Genomic DNA, 22,477 nt, shown 5'->3' with positions numbered 1-22,477 from the left:
GGGAACTCTGGCAGAAACGTACAAAAGAAAAGGGGATGCTCCTTACGGGCATCCCCTTTCATTATTTAAGCGGTGCTAGGCGCTAAACGCCTCCCCTACTCTTTCCCCTTGGCCCTCTTCTCCTCGAGGTACATGTCGATCGCCAGCAGGAAGACCCCCACGCAGATCGCGGAGTCGGCGATGTTGAAGGCGGGCCAGTGGTGGTTGTACCAGTGGGCGTCCAGGAAGTCGATCACCTCGCCCAGCCTGATCCGGTCGATCACGTTCCCCAGCGCACCGGAGAAGATGAGCGACAGGGAGGCCGCCGCCAGTTTCTGGTCCTCGCGCAGCTTCTTGATCACCACCACGATGACGCAGATCGCCACGGCCGAAACCAGCAGGAAAAACGGCAGACGGTAGGCCGAGTTGGCCAGAATCCCGAACGCCGCCCCCCTGTTCCTCAGGTAGGTGATGCTGAAGAAGTTGGGGATGACCGGGATCGAGCTGTGCAGCATCATGCTGCGGTCGATGAATATCTTGCTCGCCTGGTCCAACACCAGCACCAGGAACGAGACGATGAGCAGTATCCGATATCTGAAGGCCATTAAGGTCGTTTCCATTTCCATGTTCTGAAATTATGCCCGGACGCCGCTACTGCACCGCAGCCAGGCACTTCGGGCAGAGCGTCGGGTGCTCGGTATTCTCGCCGATGGTCTCGTCGTAGCACCAGCAGCGCTCGCACTTCTCGCCGGGAGCCGCGGTCACCAGTACCTCGAGCGCCTCGCCCCCTTCGGCACGGTAGACGTCCTCGCCGGAAAGCTCCTCGACCAGCTCGGCCTTGGAGACGATGAAGATGCTGGCCAGTTCGCCGCCAAACTCCTTCAAGAGCTCCGCGGTCTCGCCGCTTGCCTTGATGGCCACGGCGGCATCCAGGGAGTGACCGATCACCTTCTTCACGCGCGCCAGCTCCAGGGCCTTGGATACCTCGCCGCGCACCTTGATGATCTTTTCCCAGCGCCCTTCCAGCGCCACGTCAAGGTACTCGGGGGTGAGCGCCGGGAAGAGCGCGGTGTGCACGCTCGCCTCGCGCTTGCCCGGAAGCTCCGCCCAGACCTCGTCGGCGGTGAAGGAGAGGACCGGCGCCACCATGCGCACCAGGTTGTCCAGGATGGTGTACATGACGGTCTGCGCACTGCGGCGGGCCAGCGAGCTGCTCTTCGAGGTGTAGACCCTATCCTTCAGGATGTCGAGATAGAAGGCGCTCATCTCGACGGTGCAGAAGCCGTTCACCGCGTGGTAGAGGATGTGGAACTCGCTCTCGTTGTAGGCGGTGAGCACCTTTTCCTTCAGAAGCTCCAGCTGGTGCATCGCCCAGCGGTCGATCTCGGGCATTTCCTTGACCGGCACCAGGTCGGTGGCCGGATCGAAGTCGTGGATGTTCCCCAGGATGTAGCGGAAGGTGTTCCGGATGCGGCGGTAGCTCTCGGAGAGCCGGGTCAGGATCTCCTGGGAGATCCTCAGGTCGTCGCGGTAGTCCTGCGCCGCCACCCAGAGGCGCAGCACGTCGGCGCCGAACTTCTTGATGACGTCCTCGGGCGCCACCACGTTACCCACCGACTTGCTCATCTTGCGCCCGGCGCCGTCCATGACGAAGCCGTGGGTCAGGACGCTCTTGTAGGGGGCGCGGCCGCGGGTGCCCACCGAGGCGAGCAAGGACGAGTGGAACCAGCCGCGATGCTGGTCGCTCCCCTCGAGGTACATGTCCGCCGGGCTCTCCAGGTTGTCGCGCAGCTCGAGTACGGCCGCGTGCGAGACGCCGGAGTCGAACCAGACGTCGAGGATGTCCATCTCCTTCTCGAAGTCACCCTTGCCGCAGGCCTTGCAGGTGGTCCCTTCGGGGAGGAACTTGGCGGCTTCCCAGTCGTACCAGATGTCCGAGCTGTGCTCGGAGAAGAGGTCGGCCACCTGGTGCATGATCTTGCCGTCGGCCAGGACCTCGCCGCAGGACGTGCAGTAGAAGGCGGTGATGGGGACGCCCCAGGAGCGCTGGCGCGAGACACACCAGTCCGGGCGGTTCTCGATCATGCCGTAGATGCGCTCGCGGCCCCACTTCGGGATCCAGGCGACGTTGTTGATCTCGGCAAGCGCCTTGCCCCTCAGGTCGTTCTTCTCCATGGAGATGAACCACTGCTCGGTGGCCCGGAAGATGATCGGCTTCTTGCAGCGCCAGCAGTGCGGGTAGGAGTGCGAGATCTCGGCGGTTTTCAGAAGCGCGCCCACCTCGATCAGCTTCTCGATGACGTTTTTGTTGGCGTCGAAAACGAACTGTCCGGCAAAGAAGGGGATGTTCTCGAAGAAGCGGCCGCGGTTGTCGACCGGGTTGTAGATCTCGAGCCCTTCCTTAAGGCCCAGCTCGTAGTCTTCCTGGCCGTGGCCGGGGGCGGTGTGAACCGCGCCGGTGCCGGCCTCGAGGGTGACGTGCTCGCCCAGGAGGATCACGGAATCCTGGTCCAGGAACGGGTGACGGGCGAGCTTGCGCTCCAAAAGCTTCGAGGAGAACGTGGCGACCACCTTACCTTCGGCGCCGATCTGGGAGAGGAAGCTCTCCTTCAGGCCGTCGGCGACGATGAGCACCTCGCCGTTCACCTCGAGCCCCACGTACTCGAGCTCCGGGTGCAGCGCGACGGCGAGGTTCGCGGGGAGCGTCCACGGGGTGGTGGTCCAGATCACCACGGAGGCCTTCTTGCCGGCAAGCTCCGGAATGACGGCGCCCAGGTCGTCCTTCATCGCAAACTTCACGAAGATGGAGGGGGACTTGTGGTCGGCGTACTCGACCTCGGCCTCGGCGAGCGCCGTACCGCAGGAGGAGCACCAGTGCACCGGCTTTTTCCCCTTGTAGAGGCCGCCGTTCTCGGCGAAGCGGGCCAGTTCGCGGGCGATGGCGCCTTCGTAGCTGTTGGCGAGCGTCAGGTAGGGATCGCCCCACTCACCGAGGATCCCCAGGCGCTCGAACTCGGCGCGCTGGATGGCGACGAACTTGTGGGCGTACTCGCGGCAGAGCTTGCGCATCTCGAGTTTCGAGAGTTCGTGCTTCTTTGAGCCCAGGTTCTTCTCGACCTGCAGTTCGATGGGGAGGCCGTGGCAGTCCCAGCCCGGTACGTACGGTGCTGCAAAGCCGCTCATCCGCTTGTTCTTGAGGACGATGTCCTTGAGGATCTTGTTGAGGGCGTGGCCGATGTGGATGTGGCCGTTCGCGTAGGGAGGGCCGTCGTGCAGGATGTAGCGCGGCCTCCCCTTCCCTGCCTCTTCGATCTTGCCGTAGAGGTTGGATTCCTCCCACTGCTTCAGCATCTCGGGCTCGCGCTGGGGAAGATTCCCTTTCATGGGGAAATTGGTCTGGGGGAGATTGAGGGTATCCTTGTAATCCATTATAGCGGCCTCCGCTGTCGGTTAATGCTTGAGAGAAACGCCTAAAACTACAAGGAAACCTTTGTAATGTCAAGCTTAAACGGGTATTTTCGGTTGTATTAACGAAGGCCAGATGCTATAAGGGCGCTGTTAATTGGGAGGGCCTTAAAGCCATGAGTAAACAGGTGGATTCCTTCTGGGGCGGTATCGTCAAGTCCATGGGACTGGTCTTCGGCGACATCGGAACCAGCCCGATATATACCCTCACCGTCATCTTCGCCATCACCAAGCCGACCCCGGACAACATCTACGGCATCCTGTCGCTCATCGTCTGGACCCTCTTCATCCTGGTAACTGTCGAATACGCCTGGCTCGCCATGAGCCTGGGGCGCAAGGGCGAAGGCGGCACCATCGTCTTGAAAGAGATCCTGGTGCGCCTTTTAAAGGGCGGCCGCTACCTCGGGGTGGTCAGCTTCCTCTCTTTCATCGGGGTCTCGCTGCTTCTGGGCGACGGCGTCATCACCCCCGCCATCTCCATCCTTTCCGCGGTTGAAGGTCTGGTGCTGATCCCGGCCTGCGCGAACATCCCCCAGCACCTCTTGATCCTCTTCGCGGGGGTCATCGCGATCACCCTGTTCGTGTTCCAGTTCAAGGGGACCGACAAGGTAGCCCGCGCCTTCGGGCCGTTGATGGTACTCTGGTTCGCCGCGCTCTCGCTCTCGGGCGCAGTCGAGATCGTCCGCGACCCCGGCATCGTCCGTGCCATCTCGCCGTGGTACGCCATCAAGTTCTTCCTGGAAAACGGCTGGTCCGGCTTCTTCGTCCTTTCCGAGGTGATCCTGTGCGCCACCGGCGGCGAGGCGCTCTACGCCGACATGGGGCACCTGGGGAGAAAGCCGATCCTCAGGGCCTGGTACTTCGTCTTTGCCGCGCTCATCATCAACTATCTGGGCCAGGGCGTCTTCCTGATGGCGCACCCGGAAACCAAGAACACCCTGTTCGGCATGGTGCAGAGCCAGTCCCCCTACCTCTACATCCCGTTCCTGGTGCTGACCGTGCTCGCCACCATCATCGCCTCCCAGGCCCTGATCAGCGGGGTGTTCTCCATCGTCTACCAGGGGATCACCACCCGCATCATGCCGCTTATGAAGGTGGACTACACCTCGAGTCATCTCAAATCGCAGATCTACATCGGAAGCGTCAACTGGTTCCTGATGATCCTGGTCCTCTTCATCATGCTGCTGTTCCAGAAGTCGGAGAACCTGGCGGCGGCCTACGGCCTGGCGGTGACCGGGACCATGGCGATCACCGGCATCATGATGACCATCATCTTCGCCAACACCACCAAGAAGTGGAAAGCCCCCATCGCGGCGCTCATCACGGTGGTCGATTTCGTCTTCCTGATCGCCAACCTGAACAAGCTGCCGCACGGCGGCTACTGGTCGCTCATCCTGGCCGGAGTCCCCTTCGGCACCATCCTGATCTGGACCAAGGGACAGCGCGCCCTGTACCGGGCACTCAAGCCGCTGGACGCCGAGACCTTCCTGCTCTCCTACGAGCAGATCTACGCCAAGGGAAAGAACATCCCCGGCACCGGACTCTTCTTCACCCGCGAATGGAACGTGGTGCCGCCCTACGTGGTGCACTGCATGATCCGCTCGAACATCATCTATGAGCGCAACGTGTTCATCTCCATCATGAGGACCGACGAGCCCTTCGGCATCGGCTCGAAGCTGACCACCGGGCGCGGCACGGGTCTCGATTCCTTCGAGATCTTCGCGGGCTACATGGAGGTGATCGACATCGAGGGGCTCTTGAAGAAAAACGGCATCATCGAGAAGGTCATCTTCTACGGCGTGGAGGATATCGCGACCAACAACCCGGCCTGGAGCGTCTTCTCGACCATCAAGAAGCTCACCCCGAACTTCGTGCAGTTCAACAAGCTCCCCGCCAGCAAGCTGCAGGGTGTCTTGACCCGGGTCGAGATGTAGGAAGGGGCCAGAATCGCAGCAACACGAAGAGGCCGCCCCCATTCCGGGAAGCGGCCTCTTTTGTTTTTGGGGGGCATGACGCCGCCGGGAGCGGTGCGCCACAGCGCCGGAGAGCGCAGCGGGGGCTAGAGGGTGTCCAGCAGGTGACCCCAGGTGTCCTTCATCTGGATGCGGTGCAGGGCGTTCAACCCGTTCACCTCGTAGAGGATCGCCTCGGTCTCCTCCTCGCTCAGGCCGACCTTCGGGCGCACACCCATCCAGTGGGTCGCCTGTCCGGCCGGAGTCTCCAGGGGGCGCGGCAGGGGGGGGCCTGGCTTGTACTTCTTCTCGAGAAACACGGCAGCCTCGTACTGCCTACCGTGCTTCACCACGCAGATCTCCAGGAGAGCACCGGTATTCTGCAGTACCCGCTCGAGGATCAGCTCCACGACCTCCATATCCTTCGGCATTTCCGTGTATACACTCATAGCTGCTCTCTCCATTGTTCCCGTCACGGGAGGCTACCAAACCGATCACTTCTCTCGTCGGCAAACACGGCACCAACTTTAGCAATATTTGGCAAGACCGCAAGCAATCGGATCGGTGTAGGAGCCGGCCCGAGCCCCACCCAGCGGGATCCCCCCCCGCAGGTAAGCGCAGGCCGACACGCCATCTCAGGCTCAAGAAAGCCGCAGTTTTACCACCAGCGGCAGATGGTCCGAGGCCACCTTGGTGAGTGTGGTACGGGGGATATGGAGGCTCTCCACGGCGAGGTCGGGAGAGACGAAAAGGTGGTCGAAACGCACCACCGGGTAATGGCTGGGAAAAGTCCGTTCGCTGTGCCCGAGTTTGAGCCGCTCCTGCTCGTCGTAGAGGGCGTCCTTCAACTTCTTGTGGAGCGACGAGCTTGGCAGGGTATTGAAGTCGCCGCACAGGATCACCGGGTGGTGGCACTCGGGGTCCCCCAGCCACTCGGGGCCGCAGAGCACCTTCACCTGCGACGAGCGCTCCGGCGGGGTGAGTCCCAGGTGGGTGTTGATCACCTGCAGGCGCCTGCCGTACATTTCGATCTCGACCCAGAGCGCCCCGCGCGGCACGATGGAGCGCCTCCGGGTCTCGGGATGCAGCCCGCCGGCCCGGACCAGGCGCATGGGAAAGCGGCTGAAGGTGACGTTGCCGTTGCGCTCGCGTTCCATGAAGCTGAGCCCCTGCGCCGACTCGAGCTCTGCGAGCTCCCGCGCCAGGTCCTGGGCGGTCCCCCCCACCTCGGGACGGTAGCGCCCTCCCGGCAGTTCCTGGAGCGCCACGATATCCGGCTGGTGCTCCTCGATCACCTGTGCGATGCGCAGCGCCGAGGTGTGCCGGTCGTTGCCGATCAACCGGTGCACGTTGTAGGTCACGATGGTAAACGAAGAGTCGCTGTGGTCCATGAGGTAGCCTTTCACATGAGACTGACGAGGGGCTGAAAGAGACACTGCCAACCCCCTGGCGGATAAGGAGATTATACCTCCACCTTCCGGAAATTTGCCATGAGACAGGGCATGCTCCCACCCTCATGTGCGTTTTCCCCTTGACAACAGGCCGGAGAGCCATTATTTTTGGCATAACTTCTAAAGGGGAGTAGTTATCGGCCAGAGAAAAGGCCGACCCGGACTTCGTCAATACGGTCGCAAGACCCGGACCCGGGGCAGAATCTTCTGTCAACAAGACCTTTATCCAGGCAGTCATGCCGAGGGTAATGGTCTTTTTTTATTACCTTCGGCGTAAAACCAGGGCCGCCAGGCGCTGAACAGTCGGAGGTAATGCCATGCACAAACCCGCCAGTACCCCACCCTCTCCTGTTCAGCACCTATCCCGTTGTTACCGCAACGCGCCCCGTGGCAGCAGCCTCGAGAAGCGGTTTGCGCACCTCTCCTGGCTTGGCTACGGCCACGTGCTTTGCGGCGTGCCGCCGCCTCTTGCGGCCGAGTCGCGTCCCGCACAGCGCCGACACGGCCACCACATTGAGCGCCTGGAACCTTGCGTCCACATTGATATCTATTACAGTGATCGCTATTGATCACTCTGGAGGTTTAACCCATGACATGGCTTACGGACCCGCAGGTTTGGCTGGCACTGGTGACCTTGAGCGCGCTTGAGATCGTGCTCGGCATCGACAACATCATCTTCATCTCGATCCAGGCCGGGAAGCTCCCGGTGGAGCAGCGCGAAAAGGCCCGACTGCTCGGCCTGGGGCTGGCGATGTTCATCAGGGTGGCGCTCCTTTTCTCGCTGAGCTGGCTCATGGGGCTTACCGCCCCGCTCTTCACGGTGCTGGGGAACGAGATCTCGGGGCGGGACCTGATCCTCATCTCCGGCGGCCTGTTCCTGATCTGGAAGAGCACCCACGAGATCCACGAGAAGCTCGAGGGGGACGAGACCCTGGTTTCGACCGGCAGCCGTGCGGGCTTTGCGGCGGTGATCGGCCAGATCCTCATGCTGGACGTGGTGTTCTCGCTCGACTCCATCATCACGGCACTGGGGATGGCGAGCCAGCTTGCGGTGATGGTCGCCGCGGTGGTGATCGCAGTCGGCTTCATGATGCTCTTCTCGGGCAGGATCAGCGCCTTCGTGGAGAAGCACCCGACCCTGAAGATGCTGGCCCTGAGCTTTCTGCTTTTGATCGGCGTGGCGCTCATCGGCGACGGGCTCGACATGCACATCCCCAAGGGGTACCTCTACTTCGCCATGGCCTTCTCGGTCTTGGTCGAGATGCTGAACCTGCGCATGCAGCGCGGCCAGCCGGTGAAACTTCACGAGCCGCACCTCGCCGCGGCGCAAGAGGGGCAGGGCCCCGGCCAGCGCCACACCTCCTGACGGCGCTGCGGCCGTAAGTCAGAGCCTCCCCCGCCCCTTGCGGGAGGGGGTCGGGGGGTGGGGGAGGTTGCCACCGAGGTAACGGACCGTCTTCTCTGTGGCGGCTTCCCTAATAGGCAGTGCCTGAAGCCCCTGGCACACCTGCCCCGGCCCGCGGGTGGGTCCCCCGCGGTTGGTACGACGAGAGGGAACATGCAACGACTTTTGAGGGGAACGCTGGGACAGGCCAAACGGGCGGTGATCGCCATCGTGGGCGGTACCGTGCTGGCGATCGGTATCGCCCTGGTGGTCCTGCCGGGACCGGCCTTTGTGGTGATCCCGGTGGGACTCGCCATCCTGGCGAGCGAATTTCTCTGGGCGCGCAAGCTGCTGGAGTTGGTGCGCAGCCGCCTGGAGCGTTGGAAGAAGGGGAGAGAGCATTCGGATCTGAACCGGTAGCAGGCGGCAGCGGGCTGCCGGCACCCGGTTGTACACGGGACCTTTAGGGGTCCCCCTACCAAGGTTGCCCCACGGGCAACGGCTTCATCGTGCATTCAAAGGAGGCAGACATATGCAGTATCAACACTTGGCTCTTACGCCAACCAGGAGAACCGCAAGGAAGAAGGAGCGCAAGGGACTCAACAACGTGGTATCGCTGCGCATCAGCGACCGGGAAAAACGGGTGCTGGACCGGATCAGCGAGGCCACCCACACAAACCTCTCCGACGTGGTGCGCGAAGCCCTCAGCTTCTGGCTCACCACCCGCAAGGGGATCTGCCTGGAGCCGTAGCAGGCGCCGGCAGCCATTTCCGAAAATACAACCGATCTTCAAGGAGCTAACAACGATGAAAAACAAGGGAGCCAAACTCTTCGCAATTCTTGCCGCGGTCCTCATGATGAGCGTGACCGTCATGGAGCTGAACGCCGAGGCGCGTGCCGGTTCCAGCCGTTCCATGGGAAGCCGCGGCACGCGCAGCTACTCGCGCCCCGCCCCCTCGAGCCCGTACACCCAGCCGAGCCAGCCGCGCCAGCAGGCCGCGCCCATCCCCAACAGCTACCAGCAGCCCGCCGGCGGCGGATTCTTAAGGAGCATGGCAGGCGGCCTGGTCGGCGGCATGCTGGGCGGCATGCTCTTCAGGAGCATGGGGATGGCCGGCGGCATGGGGGGCATGGGGGGCGGCGGCATCGGCCTCTTCGAGATCGTCCTTTTGGCCGGTATCGGCTACCTGATCTACCGGTTCGTGAAGAGCCGCAGGGAACCGGCGACCCAGTCGAGCTACAGCCAGGCGGGATACCAGCCGGGCGGCTACCAGCAGGGGTACCAGGATGTGACCCTGCCGCCGTCCTCCTACCAGCAGGTGGAAAATCCTGCCGCCCATGACCTGGAAACCGGGATCGCCCACCTGCGCCAGATGGACCCGTCCTTCGACGAGCAGCGCTTCGGCGACAACGCCATGGACCTCTTCTTCAAGATCCAGGGTGCCTGGATGAACCGCGACCTGGCGCCGGTCGGCGCTCTGCTCACCGAGGAGATGCGCGGAATCCTGCAGGAGGACGTGAGCCGGCTCCTGCGCGAGCGCCAGGTGAACCGGTTGGAGAACATCGCGGTGCGCAAGGTGGAGCTCGCCGAGGTGTGGCAGGAGTCCGGCCAGGACTTTGCCACCGCCCTCATCCAGGCGAACCTGCTCGACTACACCACCGACGAGACCGGCACCGTCCTCTCCGGGAGCAAGACCGATCCGGTGAAGTTCGAGGAGTACTGGACCTTCACGCGCCCGGTCGGCAACAACCCCTGGCGCCTGTCTGCCATCCAGCAGAAGTAGCCGACAGACCGGTTCTTAAAAACATGTGCCACGGAGGCACGGAGGAGACGGAGAAGGGCTTTTGGATAAGCCGTTCCTCGCGGACCTCCGTGCCTTCCGCGGCGAACCACCTCTCTTAAATCCCTCTGGTTTCTGCTACACTGACCGCATGGACACCCCTCTTTTTACCTGCGACCTCTCCGAAATGGAACTTTTGAGCTACCGGGTGGTCGGCCGCGGCCCCCGCGCCCTGGTCCTCCTGCACGGCTTGGCCTCCCGTTCCCAATGCTGGACCGACCTGGTCCCGCTCTTCTCTCCCGAAAGCTACACGCTCTACCTCGTCGACCTGCTCGGTTCCGGCGAGTCCGCCAAACCTAAGGACGCCGACTATTCGATCCGCGGGCACGCGCGCCGATTGCTCGATTTCCTGGAGCGGCTCGGCCTTACTCAGGCCATGGTCGTCGGCCACTCGCTGGGCGGAGCGGTGGTGCTCCTCGCCACCCTCCTGGCAAAGGAGCAGGGCCGGCAGCACCTGCTCCGCAAAGTGGTGATCCTGGCGGGGCCGGGGTACCTGCAGGGGCTCCCCCTGATAGCCCGGGTCTTCCGCTACCCCTTAGTCGGCCCGCTCTTCATCAACCTCTACGCCCCTCGGGCCTGGGTTAAGGTGGGCCTCAAGGCGGCCTACTACGACCAGCGCCTGGTGAACCGGGAACACATCGAGCGCTATGCCCCCTGCTACCAGGACCGGGACGCCCGGCGCGCCCTGGTGGCGACCTGCCAGCAGCTGGTGCCGCCCGACGTGGCGCGCATCCCCGAGAGGTACCGGGACATCGAAACCTCGATGCTGCTTCTGTGGGGGAGGCACGACCTGATCGTGCCGCTGTCGCAGGGGGAGCGCCTGGTGCAGGACGTGCCGGGCGCGCGGCTGGTGGTCCTCGAGGAGTGCGGGCACAACCCGCAGGAGGAGAAGGCGCGGGAGACCTACCTGATAATCGAGCGTTTTCTGAGAGAGGGGGCTGATGAGGTGCTGCAGGAGTCGGCGGGAGCGGAGTTGCCTCCCGCCGGAGAACTGCCGGAGTAGGATTTCTTCTTGGTCGTAGGAGGCCCTGCCGCATGAAAGCGTGAGCAGGGAGATGGCTCTGTGGTACGGGCGAGCCGCCTTCCTCGCCTTCCCGTCAACCTGCAGGAGCTAAGGCCAGTCGCCAAAATCGCGGATCACCGGCTATCGAGCGAGGCCCTTCAACTGTGGCGTGATCACCGCCTGGGGGTCGCGCACCGCCTCCTTCCCCGCCTCCAGAAGCCCGAAGCGCAGGCAGAGCGCCCCGATGGTGGTGAGCGTGCCCGCCGCGCGCCTTTTCCCCACCGAATCCCCCGGCAGCAGGCTCAGCGCGATCCCCGCGGCCAGAAATCCCTTCGCCCCTTTCCAGAGTACCCCCGCCTTGCCGCGATCGAGCGCCCGGGCCGCCTCCGGGTTCTGCGCCGCCTCCAGTTCGAAGAGCGCCATGCTCCCGGCCTCGGCGATCTTGCCGATGGTGCCGAAGCGCCGCACCACCCGCTCCTCCCGCCGGTTCAGCGTGAACAACTCAAGAAGTGCCGAGGTGCTCGCGATTGCGGAGGCGGTGAAGAGCAGCGGCAGGGTAAGCCGGGTCCCCTGCCAGAGCGGGTTCGCGCTGTTGCCCAACAAGACCCCGGTGTAGCCGGAGACCACCAGCCCGCCGCCGGCCAGCGCCCGGGTGGTCGGTTTGGCTGCCGGGTGGTCCCCCTGGACAAGCGCCAGCGTGGCGAGCGCTCCGGAGCCCGCGAGCGACCAGGAGCCGACGCTCATGGGGGAGCTCGGCCTGAACACCCGGAGCATGTTGAGGAAACGCCCCATCTTCCCCAGGTCGTAGGTGAGCAGGGCCGGCCCCACCGTGGTCCCCGCAAAGGCGAGCCCGCGGCAGAGCGCCGCCAACTTTTTGAGCCCGCGCTTGCCGTGCGCCAGGGTGGCGAGGAGCGCGCTGCCGCCCGCGACCCCCCCGAGGTAGAAGTACGCCGGGACCGACCAGATCCAGACCGGCTCCTTTAAAAGCGGCAGGCGGTAGTAGTCCTTTTGCGCCTCTTCCCCGGGCTGCGACGGCACTTTCTGCCAGAGGGGTATCGGGGGCATCCCCTGCTGCGCCGCGGGGTGCCGGATCCGTTGCCCGGCGGCCTCCCCGGAAAGTACGGCCAGCTGCGGGTCGAGCTCGCGTTCCGCCGTTGCCTGTCTCCTTGCAAAAAGCTCGGTCATTCTTCACCTCCCGCCCGGACCGCGGCAATGGCCGCTGCTACCATTCCCAGCGCGGCCAACCCCATCATCCCCCACGCCCTTCCCGCCTCCTTGGTCGGTACCCGCGGCTCGGGAGGGAGGTTGTAGGCCTCGGGGCGGTCGAGGAGCAGGAAAAAGGCGTTGAGCCCCTCGGTCCCCGGCTGGTCCAGCTCCGTCATGCCGTAGAGCCGCGCCTCGTGCACCCCTTTGCGGTGCAGCTCCAAAAGGCGCGCCTGGGCCCGGACCTTGAGCTCCTCGACCGGGCCGAAGAAGATCGAGTCGGTTGGACAGGTCTTGGCGCAGGCCGGCTCCAGCCCCACCTTCTGCCGGTCGTAGCACAGGGTGCACTTCCAGGCCCGGCCGTCGTCCTCGCGGCGGTTGATCACCCCGAAGGGGCAGGCCACCACGCAGTAGCCGCAGCCGTTGCAGACGTCGGGCTGCAGGTAGACGCTGGCGAACTCGGTGCGCACCAGGGCTCCCGTCGGGCACGCCTCCAGGCAGCCGGCCCGGTTGCAGTGCTTGCAGACGTCGGAGAGAAAGAGCCAGGAAAAGGGGCGCGCCGTGGTCTGCCCCGAGAGCTGGCGGCTGTGCTCCAGAAACGCCACGTGGCGCCAGGTGGTCGACTCCAGGTGCAGGGTGTTGTCGTAGGAGCGGCCGCTGAAGTAGGCCCCGTCGGCGGGGAGCTGGTTCCACTGCTTGCAGGCGACCTCGCAGGCCTTGCAGCCGATGCAGACCGAGGTGTCGGTGAAAAAGCCGTGCGGTTCCATAGCTCAAGCCTCCTCGGTCTGTTGCTGCCGCCCCGAACGCTCGCCGTGGGGAGCCGGCTTCTTGGCCTGCACCTGCGGCAGGTCGCGGCTCGGCTCTCCTCCCTGCTCCTGCCCCGGTTCCGGCTCGGCGAGCGGTCCGACGGCAGCGGCGCGCCTGCGGCTCGCCCGCCGCCCCGCCACGACCTGCACCGAAAAGGCCTTGGACTCCTCGATACTCACGTTGGGATCGGCGACGAAGGCGGTGAGCTCGTTGGCGGCGTCCCCGGTGCTGCGCCCCACGTAGCTCCAGTGGTAGGGGATTCCCACCTGGTGCAGCACCTGTCCCTGCACCACCAAGGGGTGCAGGCGCTCGGTCACCAAGACGCGCGCCTCGATCTCGCCGCGGATGGTGCTCACCGTGGCCCAGCCGCCGTTTTCCAGCCCGCGCAGCCCGGCGAGTTCCGGCGAGACCTCGACGAACATCTCGGGTTGCAGCTCGTTTAACCAGGGGAGCCAGCGGCTCATCCCCCCCGCGGTGTGGTGCTCGGTGACCCGGTAGGTGGTGGCGATGAAGGGGTAGCGCGGGTCGCCCCAGGCCTTGTGGTAGGGGTTGTCGCGGCGTATCCATTCAAGGCGCGCCGGGTTGCACTGCTGCCCGTAGAGCGGGTTCTTCAAGACCGACTCCTGCGGCTCGTAGTGGGTCGGAAGCGGGCCGTCCAATAGGCCGCTCGGGTCGTAGAGCCACCCCTTCCCTTCGGCCTGCATGATGAACGGATCGATGCCGGAGAGGGTATCGATCCCCTGGGCCCCCTCGAGAGGGCGGTAGTCCGGGGGGGCGCGTGGCGATGCAGTCCGGGTTGTCGTAGCCGGTCCACTTCTTTTCTTCCGGATCCCACCAGACGTACTTCTTGCGCTGCGACCAGGGATTTCCGTCCGGGTCCGCCGAGGCGCGGTTGTAGAGCATGCGCCGGTTGGCGGGCCAGGCCCAGCCCCACTCGAGCGCCACCCAGTCCTGCTCGTCCTTGGGCTTGCGGCGCGCCGCCTGGTTCACCCCGTCCTTGCGGCAACCGCAGTAGATCCAACAGCCGCAGGCGGTGCTCCCGTCGTCCTTGAGCTCGGTGTAGGCGGAAAGCGGCTTCTCATCGGGAAGCGAGTGCCCGTTGATCTCCGCCAGCACCTCCTCGGCGTCCAGCTCCTGCATTTCCCCCAGCTCCCGGTAGTTCCAGGCGAGGTCGCGGATCGGGTGATCCTTCGCGTCCAGGGAGTCCCGGTAGAGCTCCTTCAGGCGCTTGCCCAGGTGGTAGACGAAGTGCAGCTCGCTGCGGCAATCGCCGGGTGGCTCGATCGCCTTGTGGTGCCACTGCAAAAGCCTCTGGGTATTGGTGAAGCTGCCGTCCTTTTCGGTGTGGGCGGAACAGGGGAAGAAGAAGACCTCGGTGGCGATCTCCTCGGGCTTCACGTCCCCGGCCACCACCTCGGGAGCCGAGCGCCAGAACTCCGCGGTCTCGGTCGGGGCGAAGTCGCGCACCACCAGCCACTCCAGCTTTCTGAGCCCCTTGCGCTGCAGCGAGGCATTCATCGACCCCACGGCGGGGTTTTCCCCCATGACGAAGTACCCCTTGACCAGGCCGTCCGCCATGGCGGCGACGGTGACCATGTGCGAGTGGTCGCCGCTTATGTGGGGGAGGTAGTGATAGCAGTAGTCGTTGGCGGCGCTCGCGTTGTTGCCGTACCAGGCCTTCAGCAGCGAGACGATGTACTTGGGGAACTCGCTCCACCAACCGCTGGCCGACTTGTTGAACTCGATGTACTTCGCGAGGTCGATGTCGTAGGAGGCCTTGGGCATGGGGAGGTAGCCCGGCAGCATGTTGTAGAGGGTCGGGATGTCGGTTGAGCCCTGGATGGAGGAGTGGCCGCGCAGGGCCATGATGCCGCCGCCGGGGCGCCCGATGTTCCCCAGAAGGAGCTGCACGATCGCCGCGGTCCTGATGAACTGGACCCCGACAGTGTGCTGGGTCCACCCCACGGCGTAGCAAAAGGCGCCGGTCCGCTCGGGTCCGGAGTTGTCGCACAGGGCCCGCGCCACCTTTAAAAAGAGCTCGGGGGCGACGCCGCAGACCTCTTGCACCACCTCGGGGGTATAGCGCGCGTAGTGCCGTTTCACGATCTGGAACACGCACTTGGGATCGGTCAGGGTGGGATCGTGCTCCTCGGCCGCGATGCCCGCGCCCCGCTCCGAGCGCGGCTCGCCGGAGAACATCTCGCGGTGCCCGGCCGCCGGGGAGACCTCGACGCCGCGGTACTGCCAGCTCTTGGGATCGTACTGCCCCTTCTCGGGGTCCCAGCCGCTGAAGAGCCCGTCCAGGTCCTCGGTGTCCTGAAAGTCTTCCGAGATGAGGGCGGAGGCGTTGGTGTAGTTGACCACGTACTCCCTGAACCGGCAGTCGTTGGAGATGATGTAGTTGACGAGCGCGCCCAGAAAGGCGATGTCGCTGCCGGCGCGGATCGGGACGTGGATATCGGCGACGGCGCTGGTGCGCGTGAAGCGAGGGTCGACGTGGATGATGGTCGCACCGCGCCTTTTGGCCTTCATGACCCACTGGAAGCCGACCGGGTGGCACTCCGCCATGTTCGAGCCCTGGATGACGATGCAGTCACTGAACTGCAGGTCCTGCTGAAAGGTGGTGGCGCCCCCCCTTCCGAACGAGATCCCCAGACCGGGGACCGTGGAGGAGTGTCATATTCGGGCCTGGTTTTCCACCTGGACCATCCCCAGGCTCGAGAAGAGCTTCTTGATCAGGTAGTTCTCCTCATTGTCGAGGGTGGCGCCGCCCAGGTGGGCGATCCCCAGGTTGCGCCGCAGCGGGTGCCCCTTCTCATGCTGGTCTTCCCAGGTCTCGTCGCGGGTCTTCTGGACCCGGCGCGCCACCAGGTCCATGGCGCGCTCCAGCGGGATCTCCTCCCACCTGGTGCCGTAGGGACGGCGGTAGAGGACCGTCTTGACGCGGTGGGTGCCGGTCACCAGCTGCATGGTGGCGGCCCCCTTGGGGCAGAGGCAGCCCCGGGAGATCGGCGAGTCGTAGTCCCCCTCGATGCCGAGGATCTTCTCGTCCTGCACGTACACCTTTTGGCCGCACCCCACGCCGCAGTAGGGGCAGATGGAACCGACCGTCCGGTCGGCCTCGCTGATGCGCGCCTTGAGCGAGTCGCTGCGCGGCGAAAATGCCGATTCGCCCAACCCCACCGGATCCCCGCTCACCAGTTGTCGCCATGCCGGCCAGCCCGGTTTCGGCCTGTCCCCTGCCATAGTACCTCCTTGCCTGCCCGGTACGAAACGAGCCGATTCCGGCAGGTCCAGCACCTCGTGGATCATGAGAGAGCGGTGCCCCCCCCTCGCGGGGAGTAAGAACGCGTTCTATTAACAACGCATAATGCTATCGGACTTCACCCTGATGTCAAAGCTCATGATGCTGCGAAGCCGCGCCACGGCTGGAGAGAGTGGAGGTGCGGAGGGGTTCTCATGGGGAGGAGGCTCTAAAACCGCGCTTTAGGCCGAAGAGGCGAAGATGCGGAGATTTCCGGGACGCTCGGCAGTTGACAAATAAAAAATAGTGATTAATGTTCTTTAACAAAATTTACAGCCAAGGGTCCGCACCGGGCCCGAGGCACTGCACCCAAGGAGGGATCGATGAAGACGAATTACCTGCTTATGGCGCTCGCCCTGGCGGCAACCCTCGGCCTGTCGGTACCCGCACAGGCGGCGGAGGCTAAGAAGAGCACGTCCGATGCGGCGAGCAGTGCCGACAACACGAAGCAAAACAGGCAGCACGCCCAAGAACTGACGGCGGACCAGCAGGCCGAGACACCGGCGGACCGCAAGATTACCCAGCAGATCCGCCAGGCCATCGTGAAGGACAAATCGCTTTCCCAGTACGCGCACAACGTGAAGATCATCACCCGCGCCGGTGCGGTGACGCTCAAGGGGCCGGTGCGCAGCGAAAAAGAGAAACAGGCGGTGGAGAAAGCGGCAGTCGAAGTCGCTGGCAAGGAGAACGTGAAGAACGAGCTGACAATCGCCCACAAGAAAGAGAAAAAATCGGAGAAGAAGTCTGACAAAGTGGATAAACAGCTGGAAAAATAACCATATGTCTACAAGCAGACCAGGTGCTCGCCGCTCAGTGCAGCTGCACCATGCCGTTTAGGCGCAAAATTGTGAGTACCGCGTGAGGACCAGAAACAAAACAAGCCGCCTCCTTGTGAGAAGCGGCTTGTTTTTTGTCAGTAGCGTGTCCCATTGACACTATTTCTCTAGAACTTTCTCAGTATCGCCTACTTTTTTCTGGATTTTTCCTGCTACTTTTTCGCTATGTCCTTCAATAGCCACCTTCGGGTTGTTGATTGCTTTACCAGTAGACTCTTTTACTTTACCTTTTATTTCGTGAAATTTACCTTCTGCTTTGTCTTTCGTGCTGTCTCTCATGAGTCACACCTCCAGTTTTGGAGTGATCCGTCAGCTACATACATATTGTATGTTTTGTCAGGTGCTACATCAACACAAAAATATACTTTGAGCATCCTGACGATCACACGAGGTTCAGGCACATTTTCTGAGTAACTAATGCGATTACTCCTACAACACTGCGACAACCATTGCCAGCGGCAGATCGTTCTTGAGAGAAACGGGTGAGAAAGGTGCTGCCGAGGTTCCTACAGCGGCTTCTTCATGAAGAACGCGAGGACAGCGTGGTCAGCACGGGAGCAGGCCGTGACGCTCCTGGACCTCGGCAGGTGCCACCTCGAACCCTTTGAACTCCATGGTGTAACTGCCGCGCCCCTTGGTCGCGCTGCGCAGTTCGGTCATGTAGCCGAACATCTCTGCCAGGGGAACCGTGGCCCGCACCACCTGCACCGCCCCCCGCTCCTCCATCCCCTCGACACGCCCATGTTTTTGCTGCAGCGAGCCGAGCACCTTGCCCAGGTGCTCCGCGGGAAGCTCCAGCTCGAGCGACATGATCGGCTCCAAAAGGAAGGGCCCCGCCTCGCGGGCTGCCAGGATGACCCCGCGCTGGGCAGCCCCCCAAAGCGCCGTCTCGCTCGGCACCCCGCCTTCAACCGGGATTTCCAGCACGTCCACTTTCACGTCGGTAAGCGGGTATCCGGTGCGGCAGCCGGCCTCGCATCCCTGCTGCAGGCTGCGGCGCACCGCGCTCATGAGTTCGGAGGTCAACGGCGCCAAAGGCGGCGGGACCTGGATCCGCACCCCCTTGCCGCGTGGCAGAGGCCCTACCCGCAACAAGAGTTCCGCGTTCTCCGGGCGCCGGTCACCCGCCTCGCGGTGGAACACCTCGCGCCGCTCCACCTGGTGGCGCAGGGTCTCCCGGTAGACGACCCGCGGACGGCCGGTTTTCACCTGCACGCCGTACTCACGGGAAAGCCGGTCCAGGATGATCTCCAGGTGCAGTTCCCCCATCCCGGTGAGGATGGTCTGGCCGGTCTCGGGGTCCTCGTGGACCTTGAAGGTGGGATCCTCCCAGCCGAACTTCTCCAGCGAGCTCAACAGGTTCTCGCGATCGTGGGCGGCCTTCGCCTCCACCGCCAGGGAAACCACCGGCTCCGGAACCTCGAGCCCTTCCAGCACGAGCGGCTGGGCCGGGTCGCTCAGGGTGTCACCGGTGAGGGTAACCTGGCAGCCGGTGACCGCCACGATGTCGCCCGCACGCCCCTCGGGGATCTCCTCGCGCTTGTGGGCGTGGATGTGGAAGATGTGCTTGATCCGCTCGGTGGTGCGCCGGGCGCTGTTCAAAAGGGCCGCCCCCGGCTTCAGCGTGCCGCTGTACACCCTGAGGTAGGTGAGCCGGCGCCCCTCCTCGGCCATCACCTTGAAGGCAAGCGCCTGCAGCGGCGCCGCGGGATCGCAGGTGAGCGTCTGACCGGTACCGGTTTCCGGGTGGCGCCCCACCAGCCCGGGGAGCTCCAGTGGGGAGGGGAGAAAGTCGCAGACCGCGTCCATGAGCGGCTGGATCCCCTTGTTGCGTAGTGCCGAGCCAAGGAACACCGGAAAGATCGCGCAGGAAAGCGTGCCGCGCCTAAGCGCCGCGCGCAGCCGCTCCGCGGGGATCGCCCTCCCCTCCAGGAAATCAGCCATCACCTCGTCGTCGAAGTCGGCTGCCACTTCGGTAAGCCTCAGGCGCGCCTCCTGGACCTCGGGCTTCAATTCCTCCGGCACAGGAGATCTCCGCACCGTCCTCCCCAGGTCGCTCTCCTCGAAGCTCACCAGCTCCTCGGCAAGCAGGTCTATCACCCCGGCAAAGCTCGTCTCCACCCCCACCGGCAGCTGCAGCAGGACCGGGCGGGCCTGGAGCCTTTCCACCACCTGCTGCAGGGCCTGCTGGTAGTCCGCTCCGATGCGGTCGATCTTGTTGATGAAGCAGATCCGCGGCACCCGGTAGCGGTCCGCCTGGCGCCAGACCAGCTCGCTTTGGGGCTGCACCCCTTCGACGGCGCTGAAGATGGCGATGGCGCCGTCCAGGACCCGCATGCTGCGCTCCACCTCGATGGTGAAATCGATATGTCCCGGGGTGTCGATCAGGTTAAGGCGGCAGTCGCTCCAGTGGCAGGTCGTGGTGCTCGCGGTAATGGTGATACCGCGTTCTTGTTCTTGGGGCATCCAGTCCATGACCGCCAGGCCGTCGTGCACCTCCCCCATCTTGTGGGTCTCGCCCGAGTAGAAGAGGATGCGCTCCGAAACGGTAGTCTTGCCAGCGTCGATGTGGGAAACAATGCCGAAATTGCGGATGGATGCGATCGGGTCGAGGTCGAGAGGTTGGATGGTAGTTCTCCCCCTGCGGACCCCATGGCAAAAGCGGAGGGTTGGGGGCCGCATCAAACTACATGAACTGCAGGTGACCGGGCAATACCATAAAGGAGATGCAGTTATCGGTACTGGCGTACCAGTCAGTTCTTATATCATGAATTCGATCGTTGGGAGTAATTCATTGTGATAAGCGAAGAGCCCTTGCTCTCTGCTCGGCAAGGGCTCCGCGGTGGCACCTGCTCATCAACCGCTCAATCGCCGTATTTCACCTGTTCCCGGCGCAAGAGGGCGATCTCTTCGCGGAGCGCGGCGATGTCGGCGTGGGTGGCCAGACCGAGGTCGCCCACCACTTCCTTCAAGAGATCCTTGACCATCCCCTTGAACTGGCTCCGCTCGCTGCTCCCCTTGGCAACTGCCTCATCGTAAAACTCCCGCGCCTTCTGGTCCCCCTGCTCCTTGAAGCTGCGGCTCATATCGGTGGCCTTGTCCAACTTCTCCTTGGCCAACAGGATGCTCCCCACTCCGAAGTAGAAAAGCTGCTCTAGTGTGTCTTTCATGGCGACTCCTTTTCATCTCTCGAAGTCCGGCGTGACGCGAGGTCCGCCAGCACCGACTCATGCGCGGCTATGGAGGCGTCGATGCCGGTGTCGCCTACCACGCCGCGCCCGCTCCAGTCATTGCCCTGCCTGACATAAAGGCTCTTCAGGATGCCGCGTATCTGTTGCAGCGCCCTCCGGGGGTCCTTGCGAACCAACTCCACCAGCGCCTCGTAGACCGATTCGAACGTGTTGTCGTACAGCTCATCCAGGTAGTTGCTGCACATGTTTCATCCCCTTCGTCCTGGCAGAATGCCGGGGGTGATGCTGCGCAGGACGGGCCGACCAGTCGGCTTTCCCCGGCACTGGCCTTCCTCGTGGCGACCTTTTTTTCTTTATCATATCCCCTTTGCCACCAGCGTTGGCGCAGAATAATGGGCCGACCGGACCGCCAAGCCGCCCCCTCCAGCCGGGTCCCGGGCTGAAATTTAAGCGCGGGGGGGCCACCTGCTTATCGGGCAGGAACCGGGAAGGCCCGTGCCTCTTTCTCAACCTCAACCTTAACCTCAACCTGCTTCTCCTTGGGCACCGGCCCGCCTAAGGCTTGGTAGAGCGTCATCAGGTTCTTAAGGCGATTCAGGCGGTTTTCTGCCAGGGACTTCTCGGCGCTGCGCCGGCTCTCCTGGGTGTCGAGCCAGGCCTGCAGTGCAGTGGAGCCGGCACGGTAGCGGATCTCCGCCAGTTCCTCGGCTCGCTTGGCCAGGGCGAGCGATTCCTCCAATTCGCGGTTCTGTTCGGCGTAGCGTTCGCGTGCCGACAGGGCGTTTTCCACGTCCCCCAGCGCGGTATAAAGCGACTGCCGGAAGTTGACGACCGCTTCCTCGTAGTCGGTCTTTGCGATCTCAACGTTGAGCTGCATGGTGTTCCACTGCACGAAGGGAAGCGTGATCCCGGCACCCAGCGTTCCGTAGGGGTTTTGCAGCACGCTCAAAAGCGAAGCACTCGCGGTCCCCAGGGAGCCGGTCAGGGTGAAGCTTGGATAAAAGCTGGCGCGGGTGGAATCGATAGTGGCGAGGTACTTCCTGAGCCGCTGTTCGGCTGCCTTCAGGTCCGGGCGCTGGGCCAGCACGCTCGCCGGGAGACCGGCAGCCATTTGAGGGAGCACACCATCCGGCAGCTTCGTCGGCTCCGCGACCGCATGCTCCGGAGCCTGGTCGAAGAGGAGCGCCAGCGCGTTGCGCGCCTCGGTGCGCTGCTGCAGCAGCTGGCTCAGTTCGGCGCGCTGCGTCGCCAGCGTCTGGCGCGCCTGGACCTGGTCCTGCGCGGAGACCGCACCGGCGGCGTACTTCACGTTCACAAGGTCGAGGATCTTCTCGGCGTACCCGATACTCGCCTGCGCGGTGGCGATCCGCTCGTTCAGGTAGCCGAGCTGCCAGTAGTCGGCAGCGGTGGTTCCGATGAGCGACAGCGCACTCGCCTGGCGATCGAATTCGGTGGCCGCCGCCTCGAACCGGCCGGCGTCCCGGGCGCTCGCCAGCTTGCCCCAGAGGTCGAGCTCGTAGCTCACCGTGCCGGTCACGCCGCTCGATCTAGTGTCCCGGCCGCTCTTGAAGTCGTGGTTCAGGCTCGAGTTCCCCGAGGCGCTGACCGACGGGGTGCGGTTGGTGTCGGTGAGGCTTGCGTTCAGCTGGGCCCGGCGCACCTTGATCGCCGCGGCCGCCAGGTCGTTATTGCTCGTGAGGGCGCCCTCGATGAGTCCGCTTAACTGCGGGTCGTTGAAGTCGCGCCACCAGCCGTCCTTCAGGGCGACTGCGCTGCCGGTCAGCGTCTGCTCTTGCCAGGTTTGCGGCAGGGCCGCCGCGGGGGTGCTGTACTGGCTGCGCGGCAGGAGGCCGGCGCAGCCGGAAAACAGCAGGGCGACGGAAAGCAGAAGGGCGACGAAAGCCTCACGTCCGCTACCGGAAACAGCCTTGCCCAGATCCAGCCTCCCCCTCGCCTCACCCCTCTCCCGCAGGGGGAAAAGGAGCGTTTTTAAGGTGTGGGAATGCTGTGGGATCCATGCTGTCGATGTGCTCATCTCGTGCGTTCTCTTCATAAAACTCA

General features: G+C 63.8%; 18 protein-coding genes and 1 pseudogene. 7 read left to right on the top strand and 12 right to left on the bottom strand.

What is annotated here, in order from left to right; translation table 11 throughout:
* Positions 1 to 95 precede the first annotated feature (95 nt).
* Positions 96 to 584, bottom strand: coding sequence for a signal peptidase II (gene lspA / locus GMST_RS07320; protein ID WP_183353978.1), 489 nt, complete (start codon positions 582 to 584; stop codon positions 96 to 98).
* Between the two features lie 46 nt (positions 585 to 630).
* Positions 631 to 3,408, bottom strand: a complete 2,778-nt coding sequence (gene ileS / locus GMST_RS07315; RefSeq protein ID WP_183353977.1) for an isoleucine--tRNA ligase — start codon at positions 3,406 to 3,408, stop codon at positions 631 to 633.
* Positions 3,409 to 3,560: 152 nt separating this feature from the next.
* Between ileS and GMST_RS07310 the strand changes: the two genes are divergently transcribed.
* Complete coding sequence (locus tag GMST_RS07310) at positions 3,561 to 5,378, top strand: KUP/HAK/KT family potassium transporter (protein WP_183353976.1); 1,818 nt, start codon at positions 3,561 to 3,563, stop codon at positions 5,376 to 5,378.
* 125 nt (positions 5,379 to 5,503) lie between these two features.
* On the opposite strand, the gene GMST_RS07305 is transcribed toward GMST_RS07310, so the two are convergent.
* Both GMST_RS07305 and GMST_RS07300 read right to left on the bottom strand, forming a co-directional pair.
* Positions 5,504 to 5,845, bottom strand: coding sequence for a hypothetical protein (locus tag GMST_RS07305; protein WP_183353975.1), 342 nt, complete (start codon positions 5,843 to 5,845; stop codon positions 5,504 to 5,506).
* A 192-nt stretch (positions 5,846 to 6,037) separates the two neighbouring features.
* Complete coding sequence (locus tag GMST_RS07300; protein ID WP_183353974.1) at positions 6,038 to 6,787, bottom strand: endonuclease/exonuclease/phosphatase family protein; 750 nt, start codon at positions 6,785 to 6,787, stop codon at positions 6,038 to 6,040.
* A gap of 649 nt (positions 6,788 to 7,436) precedes the next feature.
* Between GMST_RS07300 and GMST_RS07295 the strand changes: the two genes are divergently transcribed.
* From GMST_RS07295 to GMST_RS07275, 5 genes are all read left to right on the top strand, one after another.
* A complete protein-coding gene (locus tag GMST_RS07295; protein WP_183353973.1) occupies positions 7,437 to 8,213 on the top strand; it encodes a TerC family protein in 777 nt (258 codons plus the stop codon).
* A 192-nt stretch (positions 8,214 to 8,405) separates the two neighbouring features.
* The gene (locus tag GMST_RS07290; protein ID WP_183353972.1) at positions 8,406 to 8,651 is read left to right on the top strand and encodes a PGPGW domain-containing protein; all 246 of its coding nucleotides are present in this window, start codon (positions 8,406 to 8,408) and stop codon (positions 8,649 to 8,651) included.
* Positions 8,652 to 8,763: 112 nt separating this feature from the next.
* Complete coding sequence (locus GMST_RS07285) at positions 8,764 to 8,982, top strand: ribbon-helix-helix protein, CopG family (RefSeq protein WP_183353971.1); 219 nt, start codon at positions 8,764 to 8,766, stop codon at positions 8,980 to 8,982.
* 55 nt (positions 8,983 to 9,037) lie between these two features.
* Positions 9,038 to 10,015 carry a TIM44-like domain-containing protein gene (locus GMST_RS07280; RefSeq protein WP_183353970.1) on the top strand — a complete coding sequence of 326 codons (978 nt, stop codon included), beginning with the start codon at positions 9,038 to 9,040 and terminating at the stop codon, positions 10,013 to 10,015.
* A 148-nt stretch (positions 10,016 to 10,163) separates the two neighbouring features.
* Complete coding sequence (locus tag GMST_RS07275) at positions 10,164 to 11,075, top strand: alpha/beta fold hydrolase (RefSeq protein ID WP_183353969.1); 912 nt, start codon at positions 10,164 to 10,166, stop codon at positions 11,073 to 11,075.
* A gap of 141 nt (positions 11,076 to 11,216) precedes the next feature.
* Here GMST_RS07275 and nrfD read toward each other — a convergent pair whose 3' ends face one another.
* The 3 genes and pseudogenes from nrfD to fdh all read right to left on the bottom strand — a co-directional run bounded on the left by nrfD (position 11,217) and on the right by fdh (position 16,331).
* Complete coding sequence (gene nrfD, locus GMST_RS07270; RefSeq protein WP_183353968.1) at positions 11,217 to 12,260, bottom strand: NrfD/PsrC family molybdoenzyme membrane anchor subunit; 1,044 nt, start codon at positions 12,258 to 12,260, stop codon at positions 11,217 to 11,219.
* Positions 12,257 to 13,045, bottom strand: coding sequence for a 4Fe-4S dicluster domain-containing protein (locus GMST_RS07265; protein ID WP_183353967.1), 789 nt, complete (start codon positions 13,043 to 13,045; stop codon positions 12,257 to 12,259). Before GMST_RS07265 ends, nrfD begins: the two co-directional genes overlap by 4 nt.
* Positions 13,046 to 13,048: 3 nt before the next feature.
* A pseudogene (gene fdh, locus GMST_RS22100) lies at positions 13,049 to 16,331 on the bottom strand (formate dehydrogenase).
* A 381-nt stretch (positions 16,332 to 16,712) separates the two neighbouring features.
* Here fdh and GMST_RS07250 point away from each other — a divergent pair.
* Positions 16,713 to 17,165 (top strand): BON domain-containing protein, encoded by a 453-nt coding sequence (locus GMST_RS07250; protein WP_183353965.1) that lies wholly within the window; start codon positions 16,713 to 16,715, stop codon positions 17,163 to 17,165.
* A 159-nt stretch (positions 17,166 to 17,324) separates the two neighbouring features.
* Here the strand turns inward: GMST_RS07250 and GMST_RS07245 are convergent, their stop codons facing one another.
* The 5 genes from GMST_RS07245 to GMST_RS07225 all read right to left on the bottom strand — a co-directional run bounded on the left by GMST_RS07245 (position 17,325) and on the right by GMST_RS07225 (position 22,469).
* Complete coding sequence (locus tag GMST_RS07245; protein WP_183353964.1) at positions 17,325 to 17,504, bottom strand: CsbD family protein; 180 nt, start codon at positions 17,502 to 17,504, stop codon at positions 17,325 to 17,327.
* A 267-nt stretch (positions 17,505 to 17,771) separates the two neighbouring features.
* The gene (gene fusA / locus GMST_RS07240) at positions 17,772 to 19,907 is read right to left on the bottom strand and encodes an elongation factor G (RefSeq protein WP_183353963.1); all 2,136 of its coding nucleotides are present in this window, start codon (positions 19,905 to 19,907) and stop codon (positions 17,772 to 17,774) included.
* Between the two features lie 182 nt (positions 19,908 to 20,089).
* The gene (locus tag GMST_RS07235; RefSeq protein WP_183353962.1) at positions 20,090 to 20,395 is read right to left on the bottom strand and encodes a phasin family protein; all 306 of its coding nucleotides are present in this window, start codon (positions 20,393 to 20,395) and stop codon (positions 20,090 to 20,092) included.
* Positions 20,392 to 20,661 carry a hypothetical protein gene (locus tag GMST_RS07230; RefSeq protein ID WP_246399275.1) on the bottom strand — a complete coding sequence of 90 codons (270 nt, stop codon included), beginning with the start codon at positions 20,659 to 20,661 and terminating at the stop codon, positions 20,392 to 20,394. The genes GMST_RS07235 and GMST_RS07230 overlap by 4 nt, the downstream gene beginning before the upstream one ends.
* A gap of 224 nt (positions 20,662 to 20,885) precedes the next feature.
* The gene (locus tag GMST_RS07225) at positions 20,886 to 22,469 is read right to left on the bottom strand and encodes an efflux transporter outer membrane subunit (protein ID WP_246399267.1); all 1,584 of its coding nucleotides are present in this window, start codon (positions 22,467 to 22,469) and stop codon (positions 20,886 to 20,888) included.
* Between the last annotated feature and the right edge of the window lie 8 nt (positions 22,470 to 22,477).

The organism is Geomonas silvestris (assembly GCF_014193515.1).
Taxonomy (GTDB): Bacteria; Desulfobacterota; Desulfuromonadia; order Geobacterales; family Geobacteraceae; genus Geomonas; species Geomonas silvestris.
This window is presented reverse-complemented; position numbering and strand designations above follow the sequence as displayed.